Annotated in this window: 8 protein-coding genes; 3 read left to right on the top strand and 5 right to left on the bottom strand. The window is 33.1% G+C overall.

The window, feature by feature from the left end; all coding sequences use genetic code 11:
* Both KA833_RS06415 and KA833_RS06410 read right to left on the bottom strand, forming a co-directional pair.
* On the bottom strand, positions 1-469 hold a 469-nt coding region (locus KA833_RS06415), incomplete at its 3' end, for an acyltransferase family protein (RefSeq protein WP_210128649.1).
* A gap of 399 nt (positions 470-868) precedes the next feature.
* Positions 869-2,536, bottom strand: a complete 1,668-nt coding sequence (locus KA833_RS06410; RefSeq protein WP_245336275.1) for a poly-gamma-glutamate hydrolase family protein — start codon at positions 2,534-2,536, stop codon at positions 869-871.
* 293 nt (positions 2,537-2,829) lie between these two features.
* Between KA833_RS06410 and KA833_RS06405 the strand changes: the two genes are divergently transcribed.
* Positions 2,830-4,431, top strand: coding sequence for a trypsin-like peptidase domain-containing protein (locus tag KA833_RS06405; protein WP_210128647.1), 1,602 nt, complete (start codon positions 2,830-2,832; stop codon positions 4,429-4,431).
* Positions 4,432-4,919: 488 nt separating this feature from the next.
* Here KA833_RS06405 and KA833_RS06400 read toward each other — a convergent pair whose 3' ends face one another.
* Positions 4,920-7,769, bottom strand: a complete 2,850-nt coding sequence (locus KA833_RS06400; protein ID WP_210128646.1) for a YhgE/Pip domain-containing protein — start codon at positions 7,767-7,769, stop codon at positions 4,920-4,922.
* Between the two features lie 217 nt (positions 7,770-7,986).
* Here KA833_RS06400 and KA833_RS06395 point away from each other — a divergent pair, with 217 nt between their 5' ends.
* Positions 7,987-10,182 (top strand): amidase domain-containing protein, encoded by a 2,196-nt coding sequence (locus KA833_RS06395; RefSeq protein WP_210139542.1) that lies wholly within the window; start codon positions 7,987-7,989, stop codon positions 10,180-10,182.
* A gap of 162 nt (positions 10,183-10,344) precedes the next feature.
* Here KA833_RS06395 and KA833_RS06390 read toward each other — a convergent pair whose 3' ends face one another.
* Together KA833_RS06390 and KA833_RS13990 are read right to left on the bottom strand one after the other, a co-directional pair.
* Positions 10,345-12,339 (bottom strand): hypothetical protein, encoded by a 1,995-nt coding sequence (locus KA833_RS06390; protein WP_210128644.1) that lies wholly within the window; start codon positions 12,337-12,339, stop codon positions 10,345-10,347.
* Positions 12,340-12,760: 421 nt separating this feature from the next.
* Positions 12,761-12,889, bottom strand: coding sequence for a hypothetical protein (locus KA833_RS13990; protein WP_258085587.1), 129 nt, complete (start codon positions 12,887-12,889; stop codon positions 12,761-12,763).
* 20 nt (positions 12,890-12,909) lie between these two features.
* Here KA833_RS13990 and KA833_RS06385 point away from each other — a divergent pair, with 20 nt between their 5' ends.
* The gene (locus KA833_RS06385) at positions 12,910-13,536 is read left to right on the top strand and encodes an MFS transporter (protein WP_348634309.1); all 627 of its coding nucleotides are present in this window, start codon (positions 12,910-12,912) and stop codon (positions 13,534-13,536) included.
* Positions 13,537-13,961: the final 425 nt, after the last annotated feature.

Here is a 13,961-nt window from a genome sequence, read left to right as displayed (position 1 = left end):
AGGAGTCTGGACTTGACTTTAATTTTAATGGATTAAGTTTTACTAAGTGCTTCGCAAATAATATATGTAAAGCATAAAATTGAAAAATAATAACAATAAAATATGTCAGTGTGCCTCCATGAAACATCATAAATTGTACAGAATCTAAATATTCCATTAAATTATTAGGCTGCCCGTAGACATACGCTAAACCTAAGTTAATGATGATATATGGAATCCCTAATGTCAGCAACTTCTGTTTTACAAATCCTTCTTTAACCTGTGTCTTATATTGTTTCGCTAATAAAAACTCAGAAATAAAAACAAACATTGGTGTCGCGTATAATAACAGTAATTGAAAAACTCTTAATAAATAGCCATCATTCGGCATTTCAAATTTATAAAATGTTGTAGTAATTGTATGAATCATCACAATACTTAGACAAGCAATTGCTCTCATCCAAAAAATAATAGATGTATATACCTTCATCATTGTGCTCCTCTTTAGATTAATCTATGTATGTTCAAATTTTCGCAAATGTGAATTTATCATTTTGCATGAAATAACGTGAATTATATTACAATGTTTTTTTGAATTCAAACATTTCTTTGTTTTTGAAATCTATACTTAGAGATTTATTTATTAACGCTACATGCTATGTCCTTATACAATTTTATAAATATATGCGCAATTACAATTATTGTTTTTCTACAGAAAATCGGAAGATTTAGACTTCCCTTAGACTAACCGAATATGAATCTCACTAAAATATATAAAAAACCCCAACACGTATATACATACGCATTGAGGTCATTAGCTTATTAAAAGAAATCTACTTATTAAAATTAAAAACTTGAAACGTGCTACTTTAGCAATAAATTCAATATATTATCCTTGATTTTCTGGATAGACTTGCTTGATTGCACCATTAAGTGCTTCAGCAAAATCATACATCGTGGTAGTCCAATTTTCTATTTTTTTACGTGATGCTGTGCTAGTGTCTTCATCTTTGAAAAACGCTTTTCTTAAAGCGGTCGTTAGTTCTAATTGAACACCTGTGCTTTCCTCTACTTTATTAATAAAATTAGCATTACTCAGCCCACCAAGGTATTCTGGCGGTATCTTCACTACAAATCCTTTAAGTTCAAGTTGACTTTGAATGGCGTCTCTAAGCGGTGATTGATAACCACCTAAGTATATGAGTTGTTCTTCACCTTGAGCACCATGTATTGAAATGGTAGCTGTTCGATCTTGAATCATCTCATGCAAAGTTGCATCATCATAATTTGTAGATGTTACATGTAATTGGGTGTTGTTGGATGGACGTATCGCTTCAAATGAAAAATAATCAAAATCACCATTATTCGCCACTAGTTTTGTTAATTCTGAAGTCCCTTGTTCAATGTTCCCACCATGTGGTGCCACTATCAACACTGATTTCCCGACATTTCGTGTATCTTTCTTCCAGTCGATACCTTCTGTCGTATCTTTGTATAATTCTGTCATAGACTTATAATAATCTTGTTTACGCGTTGCACTGGCTGTCTTTGTTTCCGTTTCTGGAGTTGCTTTTATTGTTTCTTGTGACTGTAATGTCTTATCTTGAATGTTCGTATTTTCGAGTTTAGGAGATACTGTGTTTTGGGATGCTTCATTTGTCTTGACTGGTGCGTTTGCTATTGTACTGGGTTGTACTGGTGCAGATGGTGTAGGTACTGTCGATGGTGTGTTTGATTTTGTAGTCTGCGGCGTTGTTGTACTTGAAGCCTGAGTCTTTGTCGGTGTGCTCTGTGTCTTTACTGGAATTGTTTGCGTTTTTGTCGATGATATTGTCGTGCTTTTTATCGGTGTACTAGGTTTCTTTGCTGTTGTCGTCGGTACTTTTGTTGTTGTGCTTGGTTTCTTCGCCGTTGTCGCCGGTACTTTTGTTGTTGTGCTTGGTTTCTTCGCTGTTGTCGTCGATACTTTTGTTATTGTACTCGGTTTCTTCGCTGTTGTCGTCGGTACTTTTGTTGTTATGCTTGGTTTCTTCGCTGTTGTCGTCGGTACTTTTGTTGTTGTACTTGGTTTCTTCGCTGTTGTCGTCGGTACTTTTGTTGTTGTACTTGGTTTCTTTGCTGTTGTCGTCGGTACTTTTGTTGTTGTACTTGGTTTCTTCGCTGTTGTCGTCGGTACTTTGGACGTAACAGGTGCTTTAATCGTCGTTGTTGAAATAGCTTTACTAACAGGTTTTTTTACAGGTACTGACTGCTTCGTCACTGGTGCTTTTTGCGCTATAGGTTTTACTGTTGCTCGTGGTTTTTTAGTCGTTACATTTGTAGCAGCTTTTGTTGTCGTTGCTTTTACCACTGCAGGCTTTACTGTTTTCACCGTTGTAGTTGGTTTAGTTGTCAAAGTCGTAGTTTTAGTTTTTTTTGTTACTGTTTGTGATTTTACTGTTGAAGTACTCGCATGTGCATTTTCACTTACTAAAGCAATCGTGCTAATCCCAATAGCAGTCGTTACAAGCCCTAGCACTAACTTCTTGCTAGAAAAAGTACGTATATTCGTATTCATTTTCATTCTTTTCCCCTTAATGTTTTCTATAATTTTAATAATACACAATGTTTTTTAAAATGCAATAATTAAATTATTGTTTAACTTAAGATTAATAGCTTATGACATTAGTAAAAAAATACTACAATAAAGAAAAAAATAGTTATCACAAGTATATTTTGCCAAACAAATGTCTATTTCATTATATTATTCCTATTCTCAAAAATATATTGCCATACACAAAAGAAAAAGTATATAATATTAAAGAAATAATCTTATTTACTTTTTACACAAAAACAGAGGGGACAGATTAAGTGAATAAACCGTCGTGGGCAATAAAGTATATTTCTGCAATCATCGCCATATCTATGATAATTTGTTTGGTGATAATATTTCATGTTGATACAATGGAGGCTGCTGAAAACACTACTGATATCAACTATCCAACTAACCATAAAGTAACTAAAAAATATCCGATAACAACAAAAGCAACAAAAAAGATCAATACTACAAATGACGGGAAAAATACTAAAATAGTTAGTACTAGCAATTTAAAATCACAACAAAATGAAGTTCAATTTCCCAAGCAAAACACTAAATTGAAATACAATAATAAAGACATAGAATTTAAAAATCCAGTTATAAAAGGGGCTCCAAAAGATACTCCGAAAGTAATTTTGGGTAAAAATGTGCAACCTCCATCAAAAACTATAAAAGTACAATCGCACTCACCAATAACCCAAAAGAAAAAACTAGCAAAACAACCAATAATTCAAAATAAAAATAAAGCTATTATGCCCACTAACAAAAATCAAAAAACAAATGCATCTATTAAACAAAAACAAAGTGGGTCATCAAAAACCAAAGTTCGAGTAGCTCAACATACTTCTTCTAAGCGTACATCAAAATCTATAAAACCACAGTTACTATCAAGTTCAACTAAAACAACAAAAAAACAAACGAATACGACTAAAATAAATAAAAATATAAAACCACAAACCTTATCTTCAACAACAAAAAAACAACAAACAAAACCATTAGCTAATCAAGCAAAAGCATCTAAAAGTGTAAAGGTTATTCCAAAAACAAGTAAGCAAACTTCAAAAAACAGCAACTACTATAATCAAGCACCTAAAACTTGGTCATCAAAGATACCAGGCAGCGATAATGTGCGGGATTTTGGTCAAACGACTGAAGCATCCGGCATCAATGATGCATTAAAAATCATGAAAAAGTCCGGCAATAAAGGAGTTACTTTAGAACATACGACTGCAAAAGCAGCCAATATTGCAACCGTATTTAATTGGAATCCTATTAAAAAAGCTCTGACATATGGCACTGGAACTGCAATTGGTAAACATACAATATTAACAGCTAATCACGTCGTCAATAATCCAGAAGCACATAAACCAATGTCACCATCTTCATTACAAAATCTTAGAGTGAACCTGCTACAAGAAGGTTCAACCTACACACGTTCTCTCAATGTGATTGGTGTAAAAATGATGCAATTTGGTGATGTCGCATTATTATATACAAAAGAAGATATTTCAAAGTATATGAAAATACGTAAAATTGCTCCAGAAAAATCGATTACTAATATCAAGGCTAATACACCTATTCATATGTACCATTATGGATTACCAACTGGTAAATTCAAGAATGATCCTATGGGTACGATGTATCATTCTAAGGGAAAATATTCCCTTATGGCTCGCAATATCAATCCAATGGGCTATTATCAAATGATGGCTGAACCTGGTTCTTCAGGAGGTGCCATTTTAAATAGTAAAAATGAAGTTTTAGGTATACACGCTTTTAGAATTGATTCAGGTGATTATAAAAAATACCACTTAAATACGATGGCAGAATTAAGAAGTAAATTACGCAAAGAAGTTATTCAAAATATTATCTAAGCTATTTAATAAGCATCTTCGATTGTTATCGAGGATGTTTTTTATTGTTGCAATAATTCGAAATCCTTAAAGTGTCTGTTTATATTAAAATGCATACCTTCAATCACTTTTAACGGCTCACAACAGGATTATAGTATAGAAAAGCAACTACGAATTAGAACTATTTTCTAAACAAGTATGCATATACATTCAAAATCTAAACTGATTCAAAAAATAAAAGTCCCACTTCTCAATTGATTGAGTTAGTGGGACTTATGCATGAATTACAGCTCTAGGTAGTCATTTTATACTTTTTTCAATTCTAATTACCCAAGCAAGAGGAGATAACAAAATCTTTTAAATAAAATTAGATTTCTGTCCTACTCCCTTATTTGAAGTGAAATCATCGCTCATTATATTTTTAAGTTTCTGTTTTAGCCCGAAACTGTTTTTCACTATCATCATTCAAACTGATAAACATCATTATGACGTTTAACTTGTTAGCAACTTTACTCCATTACATCGCTTTCTTCAGCTTTTTCAGTTACTTTTCTCATCAGTGGATCTGTAATTGGTTTGAATATTACACCAATTAATAAGAATCCTATACCAAATAATGAAAGTATTACTAATTTTTGAGTTAGAATTTCAGGAACAGGTCCACCAACCGCTTCTCTTAATGCATCGATTGCATAAGAGAATGGTAAGTAAGGGTGAATCGTTTGGAAAAACTCTGGTGTAACTTGGATAGGAAATGTTCCCCCACCACCTGCAATTTGTAGCACAAGAAAGATGATGGCAATGGCTTTCCCTGGATTTCCTAACAGTGATACCAAAGTATAAACAATGGTAACAAATACGACTGATGCGAATACTGCGATACCAATAAACCAACCAATTGATTCCACTTGTGCTTTCAGTATTACGATATCACCAATAGATACAATAAGCGCTTGAACAATACCTAATAAGTAGAATAATCCACTTTTACCTAAATATATTTCTCTTGTTGATAGGTATGGTGCTAATGATTTGTGTTTATTATCTGTCGTTAATAAGCTCACCATCAATAACGCACCTACCCAAATGGCTAAGGCTGTATAGAATGGCGTGCTTGCTGAACCATAGTCTTTCACAGGAAATACATCCTTTTGATCAATATCTATTGGGTTCGCAATCACATTCGCTTGTTTTTTTAAATCATTCTTCAATAAATCTACCATTTTGTCTACCGCATCATCTTTTTCAATCTCATCAAATAGTTTGTTCGCTTTAGCAAGATCTTTTTCAACATTTGGTAATTGGTTACGTGCGAAATTCGCTAAATTATGCAATCCTTCTTTGGCACGTGGTTGATTGGTATCCAAAATATCAACTAAACGATCGTAACGATTGAATAAGGTCGGTATCGTGCTATTTACTGTTGCTGTCGTATCAGACAATTGTTGCTCTAACCCTGGTAAATCATTTTCAATAAAGGATGCTGCGTTCGCAACGCCTTGTTTAAATTGTGGATAATAATTTTGTGCAGTAGCCATTGCATCCATATATCTTTGCTCAATGGCTGGCAATGCACTTTGAATCGCTTCGATTCTATCTTTGCCTGTTGTCAAAATACTTTGTCCAGAGTTTATAACCTGTTCTATCGTATTTAATTTCGATTGAAGCGTTGAAAGTCTAGCATCGCCTTCATTTAATACAGACATTACTTCGTTTGATATGTCGAACAAATTCTGATTTAGTTCTGTTTTAATATAATTTCTTAAATCATCCAAGCTACGATTAACGCGAGGTAGGTCTTTAAGTAATGCTACTGCTTCTGCCTTACCAGAACTTCCGTTTGACAGTGCATCACTAAGTTGATTCTGCTGCTTAATTAAGTCATTTATTTTATTATTTGTCGATTCTAATTCTTTGATTTCATTCGATAAATCGACATTTTCTCTCTCTTCTAGTTCTGTTAATATATCGATAAATTGCTGATTAAATTTACTAGTCATTTCCAGTCTGGATTTAATATGATCCAGTGTTTTTTGAAAATCTTTAGGTTTGTCTGTAGATAAAATACCATATGTGACATTTTCCAACGCTTTGATATCTTCCTGACTACTTTCGGCTTGTTTGTCAGCATAATTAGAAAGTGATAACAATGACTCTGATAATGAAGATTGCATAGCATTAACATCTTTACTACTTACTGTAGAATCATGTTGTTCATTGTCATCATCATCGCTTTGATTATTACTTATTTGCGATGTTTGAATATTTGAATATCGACCTGAACGCTTAGCACTTTGCTGCTCAGTTTGTATATTATCTTCTAGGCGTTGATTAACATTTTGATTTGCATCTTGTGCGCGATCAACGACTTCTTGGTAACTTTCTACGCGTTGTTGAATCGCAGGCAAGTAACCTTGTGCATCGTTCAATCCTTGTAAGCCAGCGTCTACCCCAGTGCTGGCAATATCAACACCTCGATTGATTTTAGGAAAGGCTTCTGGCACATCGTTAGAAGCAACATTAAGCGCATTTTCAATATTTGGCATGTAGTCATTTAATGCCAGTATTAGTTTAGCACGCTCGTTCAATGCAGGTATTGCAGCATTAACTTGATTTAACTTATCTGCTGCATCGATAACTTCACCTTTATAGTCACCTAATCCTCTAAATCGATCCGCATAATTGTCAATTTGATCTTGGTTTTCATCTAAATAAATAAGTGTATCTGCAAAATCGTTAATTTTTGGCATAGCTTTATTCGCTTCGGATACAGCATCTTCAATTTTATTGATGGTTGGAATCTCTTCTTCAAGTTTTACACCTAGACGATTCGCTTCATCTAAAAGTGCTTGTGTCACTGTTTCATTAAACTGTTCATTCGCTTTTTGAACGATAGCACTTGTTCCAGCATCAGTCATTTTAGGCGCAATCGCATTAAGTTTTTGGTTCACTTTATATTCAACGTTTGCTTGTTGTGGGTCTTTTCGCAACGTACCAGTAATTTGGTGTGTAAATTTATCTGGTATATAAATGGCTGCATAATATTCTCCCATTTTCAAATCATGATCTGCTTTTTTTCTACTTACAAACTGCCAATCAAAGTTATCATCTTTTTTAAGATTATCGGTAATTTGATCACCAACATTAATTTTTTTACCTTTGACTTTATCCCCATTATCTTCATTCACAACTGCAATTTTAATATTTTTAGTATTACCATATGGATCCCATGTCGCATCCAAGTTAAACCAAGCATAAAACGAAGGAAGCAAGGCTAAACCACCTAAAATCACTAATACACTAGGCGCTTTAGCAATCTTTTTTAAATCCATAAAAAATAATTTTATTACGTTTTTCATTTATACACCTCAAAAACTAGATCTGTGATTTCTTCTTATATAAAATTCAAATTACTATTTGTTTATTGCATATAAATTGATATACTGAATTCATTAATAACGTTTAACCTTTTCATAGTTGATAGACATCAACTAAAAGCAAGACTATTAACAGTTTACCAAGATAAACAATACTTTGTATATAGTAAATAATATATTTTAGGAAAGAGGTATTTTCATGAGGCAACAAAAATTATTAGTTTGCTTACTTTCAACTTCTTTACTTATGCCATCATTTCCTATCAATGATGCCAAAGCCGAAACCTCAAAAGAAGATACAATGACTACTCAGTCAACTGAGACACAGAAAGACAAAGACAAAGAAAAATCTGATTCATCGCTATCATCATCCCAAAATCATAAAACTAATAACGAGAAATCTAATGATGTAAAAGAGAAATCTAGCGATAATAAGTATAGTAGTGAACGGGAAGATCAACAAAATCGCAAAAATGATGGCCATGCTAAAACAAGTGAGCAGAACAACAGCCAAGAAAACGATAATTCTAAGACTTCTGACAAAACGTCGACAAATGTAACTAAAAATACATGGGATACATCAACAGACGATGATCGTTCAAACATATTTGATATGTTTAAACCAACACCTTTGAAACAAAACCAAGACAATAACAGTTTATCTAAATTACTGGATCAATTACTTTCTAATAATGAAGCAACCCAAACCCCTTCCACATTAAAACAAAACGATGATTCAAACGAAGACAATAACAAACAAAATAATTCATTAACAGACCACACTGATTCAGAAGATTCAAATGCGACAACTTTCATTGATGATAATGAGATAAATGATGATTCAAATGAAGATAGTGAGGAATTTGTACAAGAACAAAGTCGTACAGATTATGACAACGATGCTAATGACACAGCGCGTGAATCAAAAAACAGTCACTATGAGTCAAATCAATATACAAATGAGCATGATGCGCAACAAGATGATACCGAATCCAATTCAGATTCACACCAAAATCAATCTCGTGAAAACACAACGCAGGATGGGCATAGTCAGAATAAACAAGATGATGAAACAACAACAAGTAATAATGATACAGGTGAGCAGGATGATGACGCAGACACTCGTGACAATGACAGCACAACAGACAATCAATCCGGTTCATCGTCGGAAGATAGAGTATTAGAATCAATTTTAGACGAGTATAGTGAAGACGCTAAAAATAACCAAAAGCAATATGAATCTCAAAAAGCACATTCATCAAATAAGGATTCTGAAAATAAGAAAAGTGACTCAGATGAACAACCATCAAGTAACCATGCTAATCCGCAGTTACCTTCTCAATCACAATTAGCCAAAAAAGAAAAACCGGCCCAATCCTTTGAAAATGATACCAAGCAGTCTAACATACGCACTACTGCTATTTTTCAACAATTACCAAACTTGTCGGGCGATAATAACACTACAAATCAACTGACAATAACTGAAAATAAAAATACACGTGACTTCATTAAAACAATCGCACAAGATGCACATGACATAGGCCAAGATGAAGACATTTACGCATCCGTGATGATTGCACAAGCCATATTAGAATCAGATTCTGGCATGAGTGCACTTGCACAAGCACCTCATTATAACTTATTCGGTATCAAGGGAACTTACCAAGGAAAATCCACTACTTTCAATACTCTTGAAGACAATGGAAACAACATGTTCCAAATCTCAGCCGATTTCCGTAGTTATCCGAGTGAAAAAGAATCATTAGAGGATTATGCTAAATTAATCAAACAAGGTATTGATGGCAATCCAAATATTTATAAACCAACGTGGAAGCGCGAAGCACATAACTATCGGTCAGCAACTGCACATCTGGCTACCACATATGCAACTGATTCTCAATACGCTGACAAACTTAACAGCATTATTGAGCACTACGACTTAACACAATTTGACCGTAAACAAATGCCAGATTTAGACGATTATAAATTGAAGAACGATGACGATAATAGCGATTTCAAGCCATTTTCAGAAACCACAAATCACTCGCCTTACCCACATGGCCAGTGTACGTGGTATGTCTATCACCGTATGTCGCAATTCGATCAATATGTCGGTGGAGATCTAGGTGACGCCAGAAATTGGAACAATCGCGCAGAAAGAAAAGGTTATACGGTTTCTTCAACACCTAAGACACATACTGCCGTTGTATTTGAGGCAGGTCAGCATGGTGCAGATTCAATATACGGTCATGTAGCTTTTGTAGAAAAAGTGAACGATGACGGTTCTATCGTTATTTCAGAATCAAATGTTAAGGGACTTGGCATCGTTTCTCACAGAACCATTGATGCAGATGTCGCTACTGATTTAAGTTATATTACAGGTAAACAAAACTAACTTTATATAGACACATGATAGAATTCAATCACTATTTTAAAATTCTCATTTTCTGCAAAATAAAAGTGCACCATTTCAAAAGTCTCACTTATGTGACTAACTTTGAATGGTGCATTTTTTATATGATAACAAGTAGCCTTAGCACCTGTTTAAATTGATAAACTATAATTTTTTCGACTGTTTTCGTTTAGCAAACCATATCAGTCCGCCACCAACGATTAACAACACGATACCTACTGGAATCGTTGATTTTTTCATTACTGTACCAGCATCAGGTAACGAGAAATTACCCTCATCATCGAACAAACCACTCAAGAAACCGTCTGATTCACCTATAGATAAAGCACGTCCAGGTGATGGGTTCGGTATGTCTCGCACACCATCTAATAAACCATCACCACTGAATAAGCCACTCAACAGACTTGGTTTTTGAAGTCGTTGTGTCTCTGCATCCAATAATGTCGATATCTTGTCACCTTTATTTAATGATCTTTTATCCAATGTATCAGCAATGCTTGGTGTATTTTTTAAAGGTTCAAAGATACCATGGATATCATCTCTAAAGTTACTTATATCTTTATCAACTTTTAATAAGTCATTCAACTGTTGATCAAGACCTGATTTCATTAAATCAACAATATTATGCTTAGCATCTTCTTTTTTAGCAATAACATCAGCAAGTGCTTGTGCCTTCGCATCATTTAATTTGCTAGCCAACATCGTTTCCAAGGCTTGGCGTTTATCTTCAGATTGATCCAATAGCGTTTCTAAAATATCATCACTTGTTACATTGTCCCCAAAATTTTGTTTTAGTAACGCTACAATTTGTTCGTTTTCAGGATTGTCTCGCATAATTTTTTCAGCAATACGAGATGCATCCACATCGTTCAAATGCGTCGACAATATCGTTTTAACCAACGCTTGCTTATCGCCTGTCTTATCAAACATCGCTTGTAAAATATCATTACTTGAAGTTGTAGACAAACCGTCTAATTGACTGATTACCTGATTGGCAATTTGTTGATCTGTTTTACCTTCTGTGTCTATACGTTCTAAGATAGATTGAGCATGTCTGTCATCAAAAGTACGATTAATGATATCTTTAACTGCTCGGTCTTTATTGTCTACAGATTTCAATTGATCCAGCACAATATCATGTTGTTCATTTAAATTTTGTTCAACTTGCTTAATTTCTTTTGCCATTTTACTTTTATTCTCTTTAGATATTGAATCACGCTCTGAAAGCATTGATGTTAATGTTTGTAACTTTGCTTCTTTAGTTGCTACATAGTCATCTAAGTTGTCATTGTTTTTAGCTTGTTTTGTCGTTACTTTATCAATATCTTTTTCAAATTTTTCTAATGGTTGGGGAGCATCATGATCTGAACGAGACGTTTTTTCAAGTGTGTTTTTTTCTGCCTGATTTTTTTCACCTGTACTGTTAGTGCTTTTCGCAACCTCATTTTGTTGTTCTTGATTGTCTCCAGTATCTCTTAACGCTTCATTATCGTTTTTTAGTTTACCCCCATCAACTTCATTTGATAATGCATCAATTTTATCAAGCAATTGATCTAAGTTCTGTTGTGAATTTTCACTAGTTATGCGATCATGAGCGTTTTGCGTTTGATTATTTTCTTGCTCAGGTAAGTTACTTGAGTCTGTTTTCTCACTAGGAACAGTTTTTTCTTGATAATCAGTTACATGTTTTTGATTATCTGAAATATCTTTTTTGTCATCGTCCGATTCATGATTATCTTCAGTAATATTGCTATCTTCTGTTTGGGTGTTAGCAGATACGCTTTGTTGTTCACTGAGGCGATTGTCATCATTCTCAGCTTTTCCCAATATTACTTTGGCCTCTTCAATGCTTTTAGCCTTCTCCATTTTTTGAATTGCATCACGCTTTTCACTACGCTTTATATTTTTCAATTTCTTTATTTTTTCTTTAGATTGTTGAATTTGCTTTTCTAACGCTTGTTCGCTAGTCAAATGTGTATCAGCTTTCACATCAGCACTTTCTTTCGCCATTACAGATGATGTTGGATTTATACCATATCCTATTAAAGTCGTAGTCATAATCAGTGCGATACCAGACAATTTAAATTGATGATTCAAACTTTTTTTATGATTTAAATGATGAGTTTTTATCTGTTTCATTAAATTCACCTTTTCCTAGTTATTCACACCCATTATATCGGTTATATCACTTTATTCAAAGAACAACTTCAAATAACTACAATTTTATTAATTCAATATCAAACGGAACGCTATACCATTTGACGATGTAATTAATATCGTGCCAATGAAAATTGGTTGTTAAGCGTAAAATATGATGAACTTAACAATTAATCTGAATTAAACGAATATAAATCCAAATTGCTGTAAACAATTTTTATATCTAAATATTTATCATTTCAAAGTTACTAGGTTTCTTCATTATTAAATACAAAAGTTGTTGAGAAGTAATAGCTAATTCTCAACAACTAAAATTATAGTATATTCAAATACTCTCAAAATTTCTCTACATAAATTTTATGTTTGTATCTTCACACATATAAAAACTACATACTATATTATTTTATAAAGAATCCATTAACCGCGCGAAAGTTGCTTTATCAATAGAAGCACCTTGTTGTAGTTGTAAATCTAATCGTTCATCAAATTTCATTGTGTCACGTGAAACATTTTTTAATGTATTGCTTAACATCGTCGGTTCATTAATGTCAAATAAATTTTCATATAATATTTTTTAAATATCATCTCTCAGGCTATTTTTTACGTTTTTTATTTTTATGTACAAGTTTTAGTTTTTGGTATTATATGAGTATTTATCTTCAAAGTGTATTTCATTTATCACCGATAACTACAGGATCATTACTCATTTTCACAACCGGCTTTAATTTTATTACTGCGCTAAATATATATAAATTGTTAGAGAGCAAAACCAATATCTCACTCCTCATACAAGGTATCATTATTTCAATTATAGGTATGGTCACGTTAGCACTATGTATCTATTATCATTCTCAAATTATTTTATTTATCCCCTCTCTCATTTTAATCGGTATAGGTCAGGGATTTATATTCACCCCATTAACGAATTTAGGCATGCACAACGTATCAACAGACCAATCAGGCATTGCTTCTGGATTCGTTAACTTTTCACATCAGATAGGATCTTCTACAGGTGTAGTACTTGAGCTAGTTTTAGCAACTTTTATACTAAGCTATACAGGAGAAACACACGATAATTTGACATTTTATACAATAGTGATTGGTACTGTTATACAATTTTTAATGTTAGCGTATATTATCATTGTATTTAAAAAAAGTAAAAATAAATATGAATTTTAAATTTAGCTTTTGTATACCTTTGATAGCCTAAACTTAATAAACATGAAAAGGAACCAAAGTTAGAGCAACTTTTTTTATATTTAGATGAAAGTTGCTCATTTATCTTATATCAGTTTCCAAATTCACAGGTGACAGTAAGTAACTATTATTAGAAATGGAAAAGCGGAGAACAAGATGCTATAGATATGTTTGGTAACCAAGAAAGTGACTTAATCTCATTTGGAAAATCTCGACTAGCCACCCATATTTCGCCAAAAAAATGAAATACAAATAAGGATAGTATGAAAATCTTTAATTGCTTTATTCAGTATATTTTTGACTTAGCAAATCATAATTTTTTAAATAGATTGCAACAGAATATCTCTAAAAAGTTCCACTGTTTTGATTTACTATCAATGATGTAACGAGGTTTTATCGTAGAATTA

It is taken from the genome of Staphylococcus sp. GDY8P67P (assembly GCF_017892545.1).
Taxonomy (GTDB): Bacteria; Bacillota; Bacilli; order Staphylococcales; family Staphylococcaceae; genus Staphylococcus; species Staphylococcus ureilyticus.
Note: the sequence above shows the minus strand (reverse complement) of the source record. Positions and strands in the feature narration are given on the sequence as shown.